The sequence below is a fragment of the Herpetosiphon sp. genome, assembly GCF_003512625.1.
GTDB classification, from domain to species: domain Bacteria; phylum Chloroflexota; class Chloroflexia; order Chloroflexales; family Herpetosiphonaceae; genus Herpetosiphon; species Herpetosiphon aurantiacus.
The window spans coordinates 49,370-66,292 of sequence record NZ_DOPT01000081.1 but is presented as its reverse complement, the minus strand read 5'-3'; the positions used below and the strand labels follow the sequence as shown (position 1 = coordinate 66,292).

Here is a 16,923-nt window from a genome sequence, read left to right as displayed (position 1 = left end):
AATTTGCGCTGGAAAGGGGAATCTAATGCCGAATCCAAGCCAATGGCACTATCGCCAAGTATTTCTACAACCACCGAATACGCCAACCCCAACCAAGCCTGATCTGCGCCAGGTCTGCGATCGCATGCTGCTCGATTGGGAAAAAACCTTTGGTGAGCACGGCAGCTTGCAGCCACATATTGATCGCTGGTTTTTTATTCGCTACGGCGAGGGCGGCTATCATGTGCGGTTGCGCTACCAAAGCCCGCCTGAACAGCGCACAACTACAATTGATCCCTTGCTCGATGCTGAGTTGTTGCGCTTTTTTCAAGAGCATGCCGCGACAGTCGGTTTGGCGCAAACGCCACAGGCAATTGATGAACTGTATGCAGCAGGCTACTTGCGCGATCTGACCTACGAGCCAGAATATGCCAAATATGCTGGCACACTGGGTATGACTTTGGCCGAGCAGCATTTTGCCTATTCCAGTGCGATTTGCCTGCGGGTCTTGCAGGCCAGTGCAGCGAGTGGTGTGGCTCGCTCGTTTTGGGTGCTTGAATTAGTGCACGATCTGCTGGAGCAATTTAGCCCTGATCCGTATGTCCAAGCCTTGATTGTGCGCAGCTACCTCGATTATTGGATTGCTCAGGTGGTGGGTGATCGGGCGGCCTTTATTCAAGGTTTGGAGCAGCATTACGAACGCCAAGCTCCAGTAATTCGCCAGCGTTTGGGTAGCTTACGCCACAACCAGCAGTATCCATTATTTGCTGATTGGCGCGAACATTTGCGCAACCATTTTGCCGATTTGCAGCTGGCAGAGACTAAGCAACAGCTGCAATCGAGCGTAACAGCGCATTTTCAGCGCTATCAAGCTGAACTACCAGCCATTTTGGCCGAATATCCACTGACAGGCTTACTCTTTGTGCCCAATTATCTGCATTTGGTGCAAAATCGCTTGGGCTTGAGCGTGATGCAAGAGCTGCAATTGCTGTATATGCTGTATCGCGTGCAAATTGCTGAACTTGATGTTGCTCCAACCAGTGTGCCGTTGATTCTAGAGCCACGCTAGAACCTATATCGCTTTTAGTATCGCTTAGCCTCTCGTTTTACGGGAGGCTACATTGTTTAATTAAGCTAGCTGAATACCCTATTGAAGGAGGATGCGATGGCTCCAGTATTGGTCGTAGAACATCTGCAAAAACACTATGGCAACCATAAAGCAGTCAAAGATGTTTCATTCAGTGTTGAGGCTGGGGAGATTTTTGGGATTGTTGGCCCGAACGGGGCCGGAAAAACGTCATCGGTGGAATGTATTATTGGCCTACGCCCGGCAACTGCTGGCACGATTCAGCTTTTGGGTCGCGATTTGAAGCAGCATGGCTCATATATTCGCAGCAAAATTGGCGTGCAACTGCAACAAGCAACTCTGCCTGATCGCCTGACCGTGGCCGAAGCGTTGCAATTGTTTGGCTCATTTTATCCCCAAGCGCGGCCTTGGCAAAAAGTGATCGAAGAATGGGGCTTGGCCGAGCAAGCCAAAACCGCCTTTGCCAATCTTTCTGGCGGCCAAAAGCAACGCTTGTTTATTGCGCTTAGCCTAATCCACGACCCTGAAATTGTTTTTCTTGATGAATTGACGACTGGTCTCGATCCCCAAGCGCGGCGGATTACCTGGAATTTAATTCAAGATGTGCGCAAGCGTGGCAAAACCGTGATGTTAGTAACTCACTTTATGGAAGAAGTTGAGCGTTTATGCGACCGAATTGCCGTGATTGATCAAGGCACAGTGATTGCGCTCGATACGCCAGATCGTATGATTGCGGCCTATCAACATGATTTGCGCCAACAACCAGTGCCCAGCCGCGACTTGCCGCACCCCGAACGAGTAACTTTTGAAGATGTCTTTTTACGTTTGATCGGCCAGCCCGCCCATTAATTGCGTTTAACAGTTGATTGGCATGCCCTCACCCCCTGACCCCCTCTCCCGCACGCGAGGCGAGGGGGAACCCGCCCAGCAAGATGATTGGAACTCCCCTCGCCCGCCGCAGTGGGAGAGGGGCTGGGGTTGAGGGAACCCAATTACCTATTCAGGAGGAAGTATGCACGCTTTTTGGCAAATTGTACGAACTGAATTGCGCTTGATGGGGCGTGATCTGACCAACCTCAGTTTTATTGTCTTTTTTCCAGCGGTGATGGCCTTGGTTTTGGGATTACAAATGCCGGCTGGACCGAGCCAAACCGCCAATGCCTTGATGATGTTGGCGTTTGGCCCGATGATTTTTGGCATTATGGCGTTTCCGATGAGCTTGGTGAATTATCGTGAGCGTGGTATGTTGCGGCGCTTACAAATCACCCCAATCTCGCCGTTGCGCTATTTGTTGGCTCAAGCCTTGGTTGGCTTGTTGTTGGTATTGCTGGGTGGCTTGGTTGTTTTAATACTCAGCGTGGTAGTTTTAAAATTGCCGTTGCCTGCCAATCCACTTGGCTTGATTGCCAGCTTTTTGGTTGGATCAATCGCCTTTTCGGCCTTGGGAGCTTTGCTTGGCAGCCGGATTCGCAATACCCGCAGCATCCAAGTTGTGAGCATTTTGGTGTTTGGGGCAATGGCGGTGGTGCTGGTTTCGAGCACGACCGGCCAATCGGGCCTGCTTCAACAGATTGGCGCTTGGATACCTGCACGCCATTTGGTGCAATTAATCGAAGCAAATTGGTTGGGATCAAGTTTCAATATTTGGCCGAGTTTGGCCGTATTGGCGCTGTTGACCGTGGTCAGCCTTGGCTCGGCAACCAAATTATTTCGCTGGGAATAGACCATTAGCAAGCCCTAAACCCATTCCGATGCTAATCAGCTAGGAATGGGTTTTTGGTTGTTTAGCAAGATTGTTAAGTAACTTGAAATTGATTCTTGACAATTCTGTTTAACTATGTTATAAATAGCGCATACAAATAAATATCACTTGCGTAACTCATCCAGAGGGGTGGAGGGATCGGCCCTATGAAACCCCGGCAACCGCAGGCAGCAATGCTTGGACTGGTGCTAAGTCCGACAGAATCATTCTGGAAGATGAGGGGCGGCGCACAAACCTATCTTTCGATGGTTACTTACAGCCTCTCATCAACTGATGAGAGGTTTTTTGGTTCGTAGGCACTGAAGCCTATCGCAATGGCGCGAATCGGAACAACCGTAGCATTCGAAGATTATAAACAAGGAGTCCTGATCATGGCTGACGAAGTGAAATTCAACCGATTCGAAACCTTAGCGCTCCATGGTGGTCAAAAACCCGATCCAACCACTGGTTCGCGGGCTGTGCCAATTTACCAAACCACCTCGTATGCCTTTCGGGATACCGACCATGCTGCGGCGTTGTTCTCATTGGCCGAGCCTGGTAACATTTATACGCGGATTATGAACCCCACCAATGATGTGTTTGAGCAACGCTTGGCTTTGCTCGAAGGTGGGATTGGCGCTCTGGCACTGGCATCAGGCCAAGCCGCCGAAACCTTTGCAATTTTGAATGTCGCTGAAGCTGGCGATAACATTGTTTCAGCAACCAACTTGTATGGTGGCACTTACAACTTGTTCCACCACACCTTACCACGTTGGGGCGTGCAAACCCGCTTTGTTGATGCTAGCGATCCCGAAAACTTCCGCGCTGCGGTTGACGAACGCACCAAAGCTTTCTACTTGGAAAGCATTGGCAATCCTAAGTTGCAAATCCCTGATTTTGAAAAGATTGCCCAAATTGCCCATGAAGTTGGCGTGCCGTTGATTGTCGATAACACGGCTGCAACCCCATTCTTGTTGCGGCCAATCGAGCACGGCGCAGACATCGTTGTGCACTCAGCAACCAAATTTATTGGTGGCCACGGCACGACGATTGGTGGGGTGATTGTTGATGCAGGCAAGTTCGATTGGGCTGCCAGCGGTCGCTTTACCCAATACACCACGCCTGATCAATCGTATCACGGCTTGCGCTTTGCTGATTTGGGCGCACCAGCCTACATTCTCAAAGCTCGGGTGCAATTGTTGCGCGACTTTGGTTCATGTCTCAGCCCATTCAACTCGTTCTTGCTGTTGCAAGGCTTGGAAACTCTGCACTTGCGCTTGGAACGCCACGTGCAAAACGCTGCGGCTGTTGCTAAGTTCTTAACTGAACATAAGAATGTCGCATGGGTCAACTACCCAGGCTTGCCCGGCCACCCATCATATGAATTGGCGCAAAAGTATCTGCCTAAGGGTGCTGGTGCATTGGTTGGCTTCGGGCTTAAAGGTGGTTTGGCTGCTGGTCGGAGCTTTATCGACAAGTTGCAATTGTTCTCACACTTGGCCAACATTGGCGACTCGAAGTCGTTGGCAATTCACCCAGCGACTACGACCCACCAACAATTGACCGATGAAGAACGCTTGGCAACTGGTGTGACCGCCGATTACGTTCGCTTGTCAGTGGGTACTGAAGCCATCGACGATATTCTCGCCGATTTGGAACAAGCCCTTGCTTAATCGCTTAGTGTAGTGGTTTACGGGATTGTTGCTCATGCCCTCACCCCCTCTCCCGCCGAGCGAGGCGAGGAACCACCAAACCGGACTCCCCTCGCCCGCTTAGTGGGAGAGGGGCTGGGGGTGAGGGAACGCAGATATTTGGCAATCTGATGAACCATTACCAATCGTGCCAGCAGTGAGAGTGTGTTGACACTGCTGCATGTCAGGGAGTTGCGACCCTAACCGAAATTGTACGGGTGGATGCTCAACTGCTGCTGAGCATCCACAGACCAAGGAGTTCCCGATGTCGCATAATCATGATTTACTCAAGCCTTTACGCTCAGCCCATGGCGAGTTTGTTACAACCGTTCTTGCCCAGGCCAAAGCGGCAAATCCTGCACCGTTAGTTGAACAATTGGTAGCCCACAATCGCTGGGCTGTGGCACAACTCCGCGCCGTGCCGCAGCGAGCTGGAGCAATGCCCCCTGCTTCTGGCACCATGATCGATGTTAGTGGAATGCTAGCCGAATTGGCTGCGAGCTGTGCAGATTTGGGGGCGGCTGTCCGCGATTTACCAGCGGAAGCAGTTGAGTGCGGTTCAAGCATGGTCGATGCGATCATCGGGTACTATCACGAACAAACCGCCCGCTTGCGCCAAGGAGGTACGCGGCTATGACCGATACCGTCACCTTGGGCGATGTGCCGACCGTTACCCAACCTGCTTGGGGACGGTCGGTTGGCTTTGTAACGCCGCAAGTGCAGATCTTCACTGAGCCGTTTCGCACCGCGAGCGGCGCTTTGATTCCAGCACCATGGCAACTAAGCTATGAAACCTATGGCAAACTCAATGCCGATCGCTCAAATGTGATTTTGCTGTGCCATGCGCTTTCGGGCGATGCTCATGCTGCTGGTCGTTATAGTGTTCACGATAGCAAAGCTGGTTGGTGCGAACCCTTTATTGGCCCTGGCCGTGCCTTTGATACCGACCGCTATTTTGTAATTTGCTCGAATATTTTGGGCGGTTGTGGTGGCTCAACTGGGCCATCATCACTGCACCCACACACCGGAACCCACTGGGGTAGCCGTTTTCCAGTTTTGACGATTGGCGATATGGTGGCAGCCCAAGTGCGTTTGCTTGATGCCTTGGGAATTGAACGCTTACTGGCGGTTGCTGGTGGCTCACTTGGTGGCATGCAAGCGCTCGAATGGGCTGCAAGCTGGGGCGATCGGGTGCGAGGTGTGATTGCCTTAGCGACCACGGCGCGTTCCTCGGCAATGGCCATGGCCTTGAGTGCTGCTGGTCGTCAGGCGATTGTTAGTGATCCCGATTGGCGCGGCGGCGATTATTATGGTACGGCTGGCCCAGTCAATGGCTTAGCTACAGCCCGCCGGATCGGCCATATTAGCTATTTAAGTGCTGAAGCCTTAGAAGAAAAATTTGATCGGCGTTGGCAGCACGAAGCCTCGCCCCAATGGAGCCATCAACCTGAATTTGCGGTCGAGAGCTATCTCGATTATCAAGGGCGTGCGTTTGTGCAGCGCTTTGATGCCAATAGCTATTTGGTGATTTCGCGGGCTATGGATTATTTTGATTTGAGCCAACGAGCTGGTGGCCTGACCACAGCCTTTGCAAATACCCAAGCGCGGTTTTTTGTGGCGACATGGAGCAGCGATTGGCTCTACCCTGAGCGTGATGGCGAACTTATTCAACAAGCAGCTCAGGTAGCTGGCCGCACAGTTGTGCATTATCCCTTTCATAGCACCAAAGGCCATGATGCCTTTTTGCTTGAAGATGCTCAACTAACCCCGCCATTGATCGATTGGCTGGCCAGTTTAAGCGCCTAAAACAACCAACGCCCCGCAAGTGCGGGGCGTTTTTGCTTTGGAAATGGATAGTTACTTAGCGACTACCAAGGATGCGGACAGCCCGTTCGCGTAATTTATCGGCCAATTGGGTCGCATTCGGGCGACCAACCAACAAACGAATTGACTCCTCGAATGCGCTGATTGCGGCATGAACTTGCTCGTTGGAAGCATTATTGGCGGTTGGCTCGATGCCAACTCGACGATAGGCCTCGGAGAGCAAGACGCTTGCTGAATTGCCTAAGGCTCCACGGGCCATCTCCTCGAATTGAGGAAACAACGACTCAGCCAGATTCAGCTCTTTTTTTTCGATTAAGCCATTGCGCAACAAATTTGCCACGATTTCGCACGAGCGAAACCAACCTAAACCAGTGCGTTCAGCGATCAAAGCAACAGTATTTTTGCCATTGATCATCGTCAGCACGCGCCATTCATCGGCAGCGAGATTAATATCCCGCGAGCCGGTATCGGGATTTTGCACCAAGCGCAGGACGATATTAGTATTGGGCACAAACTGCTCAATTTCGGCCCAGCGATCTTGGCGATCGATCCCTTCCATAATGATCATCTCGTTGGATGAAGTAATTGTTGGCGGTGGCACAGCTTGTTCATAAAAGCGGAACTGACCTTCGTGGAACGTGAAGAAGGTCAGGGCAGCCTCGAGCGGCTCCAAATTGCCAAGCGTTGCACCAGTAATCCGGCCATCACGAAAATACAGGTAGCCCTCAACCGATTCATCGCCTTGGAGCGCCTGAACATGAGTTGCGCCTGTTTTTTTACTCAAGTCAACGAGTTGAATCAGGTCGGAGATACTCAGATCTCGCAAATTACCTTCAAGTGCCATACGGTGACCCTACGGACAATAACTGGCAGGCGAGGCTGCCAGTTGAGACATGGTTTAGAGTTTGCTAATCACGAGTTTGCTAATGGCTTTGAGTGTATCGAATACACCTACGCCAGTGGTTGCGACGGCCTCATAGCGTTGCCAGCCTAAAGGATTCAAATATTTATCCATGACTGGAGTTGGCAATGCGCCGGGCATATCACGTTTATTATATTGCAACACGATGGGGAATTCGCTGAACTTCTTGTTTTGGCGAGTGATATTACGCGCTAACTCTTGCAAACTTTTGATATCTTCTTGGAGCTTATCACGTTGCGAGTCGGCGACGAAAACCACCCCATCGGCCCCATTCAGCACGGCGACGCGGGTGCGTTCGTACAAAATTTGGCCAGGAACCGTGTACAAATGGAAACGGGTTGAGAAACCGCGCACCTTACCAAGGTCGAGCGGTAGAAAGTCAAAAAAGAGCGTGCGTTCGGTCTCGGTTGCAATCGACAATAGATCGCCTTTTGCTTCGCGGGGTACTTGGCTGTGAATATACTGCAAATTAGTCGTTTTGCCACACATACCGGGGCCATAATAGACAATTTTACAGTGAATTTCGCGAACCCCTACGTTGATAATCGCCATAGGTCCTCTCAAAACATAGTCTGAAGCGTATGCTAAAAAACCCCAGACAGCAACCGACTAGGAAGGGTATATGCCAGCCTAGTCGCGGAAAAGCAAATCAATCGTATCTTCCATGGAAGTACGGAAATTGCTCCCCAACACTTCATCTCGCGATTTGTGTTGTTTCCGCACGCGCTCCAAGACGGAGGCGAGTTCTTCGGTCGCCTTTTTGGTCAAGACCTTCACCAGCCCAATGTGCGTACCCTTATTGAAAATAATGGTCAAAATCCATTGGTCATCGATCAAGGCGATAAAGAGATTTTCGCGCACGCCTTGTTGCAAGAGCATGCGGAAATCCTTTTCACGCAACAGTTTCGCGATCTGTTGAGATGAGGCGAACGATCCGGCGATCAACGCGCCCAAGGCCGTGGTATCTTGGCGATTGCCATCACCCGAAGCGGCAATAACCTGGCCACTTTTGTCGAGCAGCAACGCATAGTTACCGCCAGTATCTTCCACAAGGCGCGTTAAACATTCGTCAATATGGGCGACTTCCTCTGGCGGAACAATTAAACTAGCTAGTTGTGGGTCCATACGTGCCACCTATCCATGGTCTGGAGTGCGAAGTATTTTCCAAGCAAAGACGAGCGATTACGGCTCATTATAGCACAGGACGTTCCAATATAACATGCTTTCTTGACGATTTTGCCAAAAATAGCCTGCTAAGCTGCTTAGATCGCGGCCAAGGCTGCATCTAAGTTGGCACGATGGGCTTGAGCCATATAGCGTAACTTGCCTAACAGTTCGCGTGAACTGGTTAGCACGACCAGCATAGCATCGCTGCTGACTGGTTCGAGTAGGATCAAGCCTTGATCGTATTCGAGCACAGTTTGCACCGAGCCACCTTTGTTGATTTCCCGACCGAGCGCCTCAGCCATGGCCAAGCCATTCGATGCTACCGCGCAGATCGCGTCAACATCAACCCCAGAACGCGCTGAGCTTTCAATTAAAAGACCATCGGTTCCTGCAACCGCAGCGAGTTCTACGTTTTCCAGCGTGCGAAATTGATTTAGCACATCACGCAGTGTCTTGCTCATGGAGGTGTGCTCTCCTTCGAACTACGAGAATGAAGAATCCGAGGATCGTCGCCGTAATCGTGCCGTTGGTCGCGCTCGCAACCGTTTGAGGCGGCTGCGGGCTTCTTTCGGCGGTCGCCCCGTTCGGATATTGCGCAGCGAATCAATTGTGGCAACTATCGCACGATCCGCCCAGCCATAAATCGTTGGCCGACTTTTGCTCAGCTCGTGAGCAAGTTGCGTGACGTTGGTTTTGTATTCAGGGTCGAAGGTGGCAAGGTTGATCCGCGCCGAGGCGATAATTTGGTGTATCTCCTCGTCGGTGAGTTGATAATCATTGATCAGTTTGCTGGCACGTTTACCCGCTCGATCAAATTGCATGCCATTGCTCCTTTGGATTGCCGATGGAGCGCTCCTCTTCATGGTACAGACCCAACGTTGTGCTTTGGACGAATTGTGGTGGCTCATCTTAGCATAGGATAGACAGGGTGTCTAGAGGAGTTTGTAAATAGTAATACCTAGGACTTTTGGGGCATAGGCCAGCTTGTAATCAATCTAACGCGCTATTTTAGCCCTCTCACCCAGCGTAAGTCTTGACACTTTTTAATTAAGATCTCCCCCATCATTAACCATTAGTTGAGCACATTAACGCACGAAGTCATGCTGAACTGCGCCCAAAGTACTATGGGGATCATGGACAAAGCGTGGTATTATCGCTGCCATGAGATGATCAGGCTCGATCATGGAGGATCTTGCCTGACATTTATTGTGTTTAGCCTCTTTGTCCTTTTTTATTCTACTAGCTTTTGTCGTTGTTAAACTTCGCGGAGGATGCGTTTTTATGGTCTTTTTCGCTCGTTCAAGGGATTTGTTGCCCCGCTTGCTGAGCGGGTTGCTGCTGCTGACCTTGATCATTACGGGGTTGTTGGTGCAGTCGCAGGCCCAAGCTCAAACTGCTCAACCACAGGCTGTTGCCACTAGTGCCACAACGACGATGTTTAGTTGGCAAGATGGCGCAACCGTGCCGCAACCACGTTTTGAATCGCAAGGGGTCTTTGTCAATGGCAAGTTGTATGTAATTGGTGGCTTTATTAGTTGTTGTACCCAAATTAATGCTACCGATTTGGTCGATGTTTATGATTTGGCCAGTAATACGTGGCAACGGATCGCCAGTATTCCCGAGGCGATTAGCCATGCCCCAGTTGTTGCCGATGGCACCAATATCTATGTGCTCGGCGGGTATTTGGGCAATAACCCAGGTGGTAGCACCAACCATGTGTGGAAGTTGAATACAGTTACTAATACATGGACGCGTGGTATCGACTTGCCCGTTGCTCGCGGTGGCGCTGGTGCAGCGATTGTTAATCGTAAAATTTATTTCTTCGGTGGGGCTGTGCGTACCGCTGGTGTGTTTGATGATACTGACTTCGGCGATCATTATATGCTCGATTTAAGCCTCGCTAACCCAACTTGGGTTTCACGCGCTGCCATGCCCAACCCACGTAACCATACTGCTGCTGGGGTGGTCGATGGCAAAATTTACGCCGTTGGTGGCCAGCATGGCAAAGCCGAAGAATCGGCCAATCAGGCCGAGGTTGATCGCTATGATCCCGCAACCAATACGTGGACGCGGGTTGCCGATATGCCCATTCCCAAAGGCCATACTTCTTCATCAACCTTTGGCTATCGTGGCCGTTTATTGGTGATTGGTGGCTCGATCAATGGTGGTACCAGCGGCCTTGCTTCGGCTGATGTGCTGATGTACGACCCCAAAAGCGATGTTTGGATGAAGTTGGTTTCGTTGCCAGCCTATCGTAAAACCCCAGTTGCCGATGTTTGGAATAACAAACTTGTGGTGACGACTGGCGGCGGTTATGGCCAAACGGATACCACTTGGATTGGCAATTTGCCCGATTCATGGGAATCTAACGGCACCATGCCCGTACCCTTGGGCGAGGTTGCCAGTGGGATTATCGGCAATAAAATGTATGTGGTTGGTCAAGGCAATGCTGCAACCTTGCGCTACAACTTGACGACTGGCAGCTATAGCTCAACCACCACTTTGGCTCAACGGGCCTTGCGTGGCAATCACCATGCCGCCGAAGTAATAAACGGTAAATTCTACTTATTTGGTGGCCTCGATAATAACAGTGATGGCAAAGTCCAAATCTATGATCCTGTGTCCAACACCTGGGCCATGGGCGCGGATATGCCGTTTGCCGCTGGGGCTAGCTCCTCAGCCGTGATCAATGGCTATGCCTATGTTGCTGGCGGGATTATCAATGGCAGTACAACCACCCGTGTAGCCCGCTATGATCCAGTCGCGAATACTTGGACTGAAGTTGCCGCCATGCCGCGCGGGCGCAATCACGCTGCTTCGGCGACTGATGGTAGCAAATTGTATGTCTTTGGTGGGCGTGGGCCAGGTAGTGGCGATGGCAATAATGTTGCCAATGGCTTTGATACTGTCCAAATTTACGATCCTGTTGCTAATTCATGGCGCTCAAGCATGACCGATACAACGATTGCGCCGTTGCCGCAAGCCCGTGGTGGGATGGGCAAAGCGGTTTATTATGACGGCGAGTTCTATATTTTTGGCGGTGAAACGCTTGATGGTGCAGGCGCGGTCACTGGCAATGTGTATGATCGGGTTGATATTTATAACCCAATTCTTAACCGCTGGCGCACTGGTTCGCCTATGCCGACCGCCCGCCATGGCATCTTCCCTGTGATTAACGGCGGACGAATTTATATTGCTGGGGGTGGCACGGTTTCGGGCTTTAGCCAAACCAACATCACCGAAATTTATAATCCAGGGATTGCTGCCGACGAAAATGCCCACCTTGAAAGCAATGGTCAAGTTGGCTTCGATTCCGAGCAAGTCCACGGCAATACCGCGCGTGGTCAGTGGTCGTGGCAAACTCGCAATGATGTTGATCGGCCTGGCTTCAGCGGCAACAACTACTTGGCGGTCTTGCCCAATACTGGCACCCTTTCGGATACCAATTACACCACGATGGCTCCACAACTGGATTATCGCGTGAAGTTCACCACGCCTGGTACCTATTATGTGTGGCTGCGTGGCTGGGCCGATAGTGGCGGCGATAATTCGGTGCACCTTGGCCTGAATGGTCAGCAATCAAGCTCATCGGATAAGATGACCTTGCCAATTTTCAGCGCTTGGCGTTGGTTCCGCGATACAACCGATGGTGTGCCTTCAACTATCACTATTCCAAGTGCTGGAGTATACACGCTGAATTTGTGGATGCGTGAGGATGGTTTCCGTGTTGATCGCTTGTATCTGACGACTGATGTTAATTTTGTGCCAAGCGATGCCCAATTAACCCCAATTCCGACGACTGCACCAACCGCGACGGTGAGCAATCCGACCGCGACCAATACCGCGACGGCAACCAATACACCAACCAACACACCAACCACCGTGCCGCCAACGGCGACCGATACCGCTACGGCGACCGAGGTTCCAACTAATACGCCAACCGCCACGACGGTTCCGCCAACGGCAACCGATACTCCGACTTCAACCAATACGCCTGAACCGTCAACCACCGAGCCAGCGACCAACACGCCGACTCCGACGATTACGGTGACGGCAACCAATACAACCACGGCTGTGCCGACAACAGCAGTGCCGACAACAGCATTGCCAACCACGGCTGTGCCAACGGTAACTGAGACGCAAACTCCGACCGCAACTGTCACAGTAGGCACGATTACGCCAAGTGAAACGCCAACCGCGACAGTCCCGACCAGCGAAACACATCAAGTCTATCTACCTTGGGCTTCTAAATAAGCAAAAAGCCCTGTGCGGTAACTCCGCACAGGGCTTTTGTTTTTCAAGGCTTATTTATTAACTTCGAGTTCTTTGGCTGGACCAACATGCACGCTAATTTTGCGTGGCTTGACTTCTTCGGCCTTGGGAACGTCGAGTCGTAGAATGCCATGTTCCAAGGTGGCGCTAATTTGGTCGCCCTTGACCAACATTGGCAAGTTGATCGAACGGCTGAAACGGCCATAGCGACGTTCGGTGCGATGGGCGGTGGTGCCTTCGCTTAATTTTTCGCTGCGAACTTCACCGCTGATCGTTAATACATTTTCTTGTAATGTAATATCAAGATCTTCAGCTTTGAGACCAGGCACGGCAGCTTCAACGATATAGCTGTTGGCATTTTCCAAAACGTTCATATCAACACTCAAACCGCTGCGCATTGCAGCCGATGGCGCAACAAAGCTTTCTTCGAACAAACGGCTCATTGCATCGCGCAAGCTAAGAGCTTCTTCAACTGGTGACCAACGATTGATAGTTGCCATTGTGGTATTCTCCTTGCAATAAAGATTTTGTTTTTGCTGTCGATGTCGTCTGCATCAATCAATTTCGTAACTGTTTGTATAATACTCTGGCAGTGTTAGAACAACATCTATGGAGCGTTAGAGCCATGTTAGAGCCTCAGGATCTGCGATTACGCCAACGTGATTATTTATTGCGTTTGATGCGGGCAATGGCTGCCCAGCTTGATGCTGAGCCGTTGCTCAATCTGGTGATCGCCCAAGCAGTCGAGTTGTTGGCGGGTAATTATGGCTTGATCGCCTTGTACAATCCCAATCAGCGGCTCGAAATTCGCGCCGCCTATGGGCTTACGCCTAGTTTGTGGTCGGCCTTCGATGAAATTTTGCATGTGTTGGAAAGTGAAGGCCCACAATCAAGCCACATGTCGAATGAATTAAGCAGGCTGGCGAATGCGTTGAATGTGCCATTACGCCAAGTTGTGGCGTTGCCAATGGTTACTGGCGATCAGCAATTGGGCATGATGTTGGTGTTGCGGGCGGCACTCAACGTGGGTTTTACTGCTGATGATCGTCAATTGCTCAGCGCATTTGTCGATTTTGCGGCGATTGCGGTCAACAATTCGCAACTCTACGCCGAAGCAATTGCTGAACGTGGGCGGCTCGATGCCATTATTGAATCAAGCGCCGATGGCATGATGATGCTCGACACCCGTTGGCGAATCACCCGCTTCAACGCGGCCATGGAGCGCTTGACTGGTTGGTCGCGTGAAGAGGCTTTGGGGCGACCATGCGCCGAAGTGTTGGCAATTCACAATCAGCAAGGAGTCAATATTTGCTTAACTGCCTGTCCGTTGCAACTCTTCCCTGACAATGATCATCCTTCGGTTGAGGGTTGGGTGACCCATCGTGATGGTCACGAGATTTATGTTGGCTCATCGTATAGTGTGGTGCGCGAACCAACTGGCCGTTTTGGTGGGGCAATTGCCAATATTCGCGATATTACCAAGCAAAAACGCGATGAGCAGCAACAATCAACCTTTATTTCGGTGATGTCGCATGAATTAAAAACCCCAGTTGCGATTATTAAAGGCTATGCCAGCACGCTTAGTCGCACCGATGTAAAGCTCAATAAAGCTACTAAAGCCGAAATGTTAACTGGCATCGAAGAGGAAGCTGATCGCTTGGCCCGCTTGATTGGCGATTTGCTGGAAGTTTCGCGCATGCAGGCGGGTGGCTTGCGGTTGCACCCAGCGCCCTTTGATCTCAGTGAGTTGGCAGCTGATGTGGTGGCCGCCTTTGCCGCGACGGTTGATCAGCGCTTTGAATTTCAACTGCGTTTCGAGCCAAAACTGCCGCATGTCTATGCCGATCAAGAGCGGATTCGCATGGTGCTCTCCAATTTGATTTCAAATGCGATCAAATATTCGCCAGAAGGTGGCGTGATTCGCTTGGGTGGTTGGCCGGAGAATGGTCATGTGCTCAGTTATGTAACTGACGAAGGCATTGGCATCGCCCAAGAGGAACTACCCAAATTGTTTACGCCATTTTATCGGGTTGATAATCGCTTGGCACGTGAAACTCAAGGTGCTGGCTTGGGTTTGTATCTGACGAAATCGATTATTGAGGCTCATGGTGGCCGCATGTGGGCCGATAGCACGGTGGGAAAAGGCTCGCGCTTCTATTGGACATTGCCAATTGCCCCGCCCAGCTTGCCAGATGTTGAGCCAAGCATGATTTTGGCCAATGGGGAATAGTTAAATTAATCTTGATCAATGTGATCTAAAATGCAAAGGCCGCGTCACTCGACGCGGCCTTGCTTATTTTAGCTGGGAGCGAGTTTAGCGTATAACGAAGGGAGTGAAAATGCTGTAGCGCTCGATTTGTGCATCGGTTGGGCCGATCATGCTCAAATTATTGTTGGCATCGACTTCAACCAACCAATAGTAATAATGCACATTTGGCTCAGCGTTGGTGTCAAGCCATTGATAGTTGGTTTGCGCACCCAAGGCTGGAATCAAGTTCTCAGTCACTTGGACGGCGGTCGCTGGGTCATCACTGGTGCTCCGATAGATATGGAAGCCTTGGGTTTCCAATTCTTGGCTAGTGCTCCAGCGCACTTGAATATCATCGACCCGTACCAAGGCCGTGAAGCCAACCACAGTTACCGCAGTTGGATTGACCAAATCGCTATCGCTGGCGTTCAATGGTTGGAACACATTGTTCAAGGTATCGTTGAAGGTCAAGGTAACATTGTTGACCACCGGAACCGTGGTGATCGGATCGTTGACGGTTACCTGAACGTTGAGTGTGCCAACTTCGCCTGGGCGAACTATTTGGGTAATATTGAAGGTCACCACACCAGCAGCATGATTACATGTACCAGTGAATGGCAGATTAATCGCACAACTGACAAAGGTCGTGTCGGGTGGTAAATTGTCGGTTAAGGTAACGTTGGTTGCACTACCTGGCGTGGCCGTGCTGTTGGAAGTATTGGTAAAGGCGATGGTGTAATTCAGCGTATCGCCTGGTAAGACCAAGGTAACGCCATCGGTTTTGCTCAAGGCCATGACTGGCGTTGGTGGCTGTTCGTAGTAGGCTGGTGTGCCAGTTTGGCCTTCTTGAATAAACTGATTGTGATTGCTGGTACAGGTTACGATCCGCCACCAGCCTGAAACTGGGTTATTGATCGTATCGCCGACGCGGGTGGCTAAGGTTGCGCCAGTGCCATTCCAAATTTGGTCGTTGCTAAGGCTGCCCACGATGCCACCGCTATTGCCCATAGGCGTGTAGCTCGCATCACCAGGCGCATAATAACGCACCCGACGGACATTATCGATATCAAAATTATTAAAGCTAACGCTGGGCTGACCAGGAGTAACATATTCATACAAGGTTAAACATGTGGCGACAACATCTGCTGCACCAGCGTCGTGTTGGAACGAAGCCTGACGCATCCCAAGGGTAATTTCATCGCCAGTACCAGCTACACCATCGAAATTATCGGTGTTGGCTGGTGGCGCGTTATTGGGATCAGCGTCGTTATCGCGGCCAACCCGCAAGCGCCAACCATTTTCGTCGTTGCCGGAAGTGGCTGAACGCAAAACATACGTACCACAAGTGACAGGTGCGGCAATTGTGTAGAAGCGCAACCATGCCTCAGGCGTGCCAGCAGGCACAAAGGTTTGTTGAATCAAACTACCAGCCGCACCTGGGCCAGGCGTTGCTGGAACAACAATCGGCGTGCCAGCAGCATAGAACTCAAATTGCGTATTATCGTACACCCCACCACGAATCTCGTCGCTGAGGGGGGCATTACTATTCATTTCAGGGCTAAAGATATCGATATGGACTGGCTCAGTGCTCGGCCAAGCACATGGAATATCAACCGTAAAGTAATGATAACCATTACCTGCACCTGCCAGACTATTGGTGTACCAATCACCGTTATTCAAGGTATTGGTAGGCCCATTGGTTTGGAGGTACACCGATGCGCCTGTTGGCGGGATTTCGACGGCTTTGGTTGGTGTGACTAACACTCCCAGCAAAGCCACAAGGCTGAGTAGTGCGAGGCGTTGATAGCGAAAGTGCTGCCGACCCATAAAAACTCCTTGGCGGGTGAAAAAGAACGAAATGTGCTATGACCACATTAACGACATTTGAAAAATAATAGGTATGGTTGAGTAAAGGCCGTAATAAGTCTAGCGTATTGTATGCAATCAATAGTCCTTTTGCCATCCCCCACGAGAGGCAACTTGAGGCGTAAT

15 protein-coding genes and 1 riboswitch are annotated in these 16,923 nt (G+C 50.9%); of the genes, 8 read left to right on the top strand and 7 right to left on the bottom strand.

The window, feature by feature from the left end; translation table 11 throughout:
• Window positions 1–25 precede the first annotated feature (25 nt).
• The 6 genes from DEF47_RS17590 to metX all read left to right on the top strand — a co-directional run bounded on the left by DEF47_RS17590 (window position 26) and on the right by metX (window position 6,304).
• On the top strand, window positions 26–1,048 hold the full coding sequence (locus tag DEF47_RS17590) for a thiopeptide-type bacteriocin biosynthesis protein (protein ID WP_012188479.1): 1,023 nt from the start codon (window positions 26–28) through the stop codon (window positions 1,046–1,048).
• A gap of 96 nt (window positions 1,049–1,144) precedes the next feature.
• Window positions 1,145–1,915 carry an ABC transporter ATP-binding protein gene (locus tag DEF47_RS17585; RefSeq protein ID WP_012188480.1) on the top strand — a complete coding sequence of 257 codons (771 nt, stop codon included), beginning with the start codon at window positions 1,145–1,147 and terminating at the stop codon, window positions 1,913–1,915.
• A gap of 163 nt (window positions 1,916–2,078) precedes the next feature.
• Window positions 2,079–2,789 carry an ABC transporter permease gene (locus DEF47_RS17580; RefSeq protein ID WP_012188481.1) on the top strand — a complete coding sequence of 237 codons (711 nt, stop codon included), beginning with the start codon at window positions 2,079–2,081 and terminating at the stop codon, window positions 2,787–2,789.
• A gap of 153 nt (window positions 2,790–2,942) precedes the next feature.
• Window positions 2,943–3,050: riboswitch (SAM riboswitch) on the top strand.
• 149 nt (window positions 3,051–3,199) lie between these two features.
• Entirely contained in the window at window positions 3,200–4,480 is a 1,281-nt protein-coding gene (locus tag DEF47_RS17575) for a homocysteine synthase (protein ID WP_012188482.1), read from the top strand.
• Window positions 4,481–4,763: 283 nt separating this feature from the next.
• A complete protein-coding gene (locus tag DEF47_RS17570) occupies window positions 4,764–5,135 on the top strand; it encodes a hypothetical protein (protein ID WP_012188483.1) in 372 nt (123 codons plus the stop codon).
• Window positions 5,132–6,304 carry a homoserine O-acetyltransferase MetX gene (gene metX / locus DEF47_RS17565; RefSeq protein ID WP_012188484.1) on the top strand — a complete coding sequence of 391 codons (1,173 nt, stop codon included), beginning with the start codon at window positions 5,132–5,134 and terminating at the stop codon, window positions 6,302–6,304. Before DEF47_RS17570 ends, metX begins: the two co-directional genes overlap by 4 nt.
• Window positions 6,305–6,359: 55 nt before the next feature.
• Here the strand turns inward: metX and DEF47_RS17560 are convergent, their stop codons facing one another.
• The 5 genes from DEF47_RS17560 to DEF47_RS17540 form a co-directional block, all read right to left on the bottom strand.
• The gene (locus tag DEF47_RS17560; protein WP_012188485.1) at window positions 6,360–7,166 is read right to left on the bottom strand and encodes a DUF4388 domain-containing protein; all 807 of its coding nucleotides are present in this window, start codon (window positions 7,164–7,166) and stop codon (window positions 6,360–6,362) included.
• Between the two features lie 54 nt (window positions 7,167–7,220).
• Entirely contained in the window at window positions 7,221–7,796 is a 576-nt protein-coding gene (locus DEF47_RS17555; RefSeq protein WP_012188486.1) for a GTP-binding protein, read from the bottom strand.
• A 78-nt stretch (window positions 7,797–7,874) separates the two neighbouring features.
• The gene (locus tag DEF47_RS17550) at window positions 7,875–8,369 is read right to left on the bottom strand and encodes a roadblock/LC7 domain-containing protein (RefSeq protein WP_012188487.1); all 495 of its coding nucleotides are present in this window, start codon (window positions 8,367–8,369) and stop codon (window positions 7,875–7,877) included.
• A 137-nt stretch (window positions 8,370–8,506) separates the two neighbouring features.
• The gene (locus DEF47_RS17545) at window positions 8,507–8,872 is read right to left on the bottom strand and encodes a roadblock/LC7 domain-containing protein (protein WP_012188488.1); all 366 of its coding nucleotides are present in this window, start codon (window positions 8,870–8,872) and stop codon (window positions 8,507–8,509) included.
• Between the two features lie 21 nt (window positions 8,873–8,893).
• Complete coding sequence (locus tag DEF47_RS17540) at window positions 8,894–9,232, bottom strand: hypothetical protein (RefSeq protein ID WP_012188489.1); 339 nt, start codon at window positions 9,230–9,232, stop codon at window positions 8,894–8,896.
• Between the two features lie 460 nt (window positions 9,233–9,692).
• Between DEF47_RS17540 and DEF47_RS17535 the strand changes: the two genes are divergently transcribed.
• On the top strand, window positions 9,693–12,665 hold the full coding sequence (locus DEF47_RS17535) for a Kelch repeat-containing protein (RefSeq protein WP_012188490.1): 2,973 nt from the start codon (window positions 9,693–9,695) through the stop codon (window positions 12,663–12,665).
• A 50-nt stretch (window positions 12,666–12,715) separates the two neighbouring features.
• Here DEF47_RS17535 and DEF47_RS17530 read toward each other — a convergent pair whose 3' ends face one another.
• Window positions 12,716–13,183: an Hsp20/alpha crystallin family protein gene (locus tag DEF47_RS17530; RefSeq protein ID WP_012188491.1), complete on the bottom strand. Its 468-nt coding sequence runs from the start codon at window positions 13,181–13,183 to the stop codon at window positions 12,716–12,718.
• A 125-nt stretch (window positions 13,184–13,308) separates the two neighbouring features.
• Between DEF47_RS17530 and DEF47_RS17525 the strand changes: the two genes are divergently transcribed.
• Complete coding sequence (locus tag DEF47_RS17525; RefSeq protein ID WP_012188492.1) at window positions 13,309–14,913, top strand: ATP-binding protein; 1,605 nt, start codon at window positions 13,309–13,311, stop codon at window positions 14,911–14,913.
• 84 nt (window positions 14,914–14,997) lie between these two features.
• On the opposite strand, the gene DEF47_RS17520 is transcribed toward DEF47_RS17525, so the two are convergent.
• Entirely contained in the window at window positions 14,998–16,758 is a 1,761-nt protein-coding gene (locus DEF47_RS17520; protein WP_012188493.1) for a DUF11 domain-containing protein, read from the bottom strand.
• Between the last annotated feature and the right edge of the window lie 165 nt (window positions 16,759–16,923).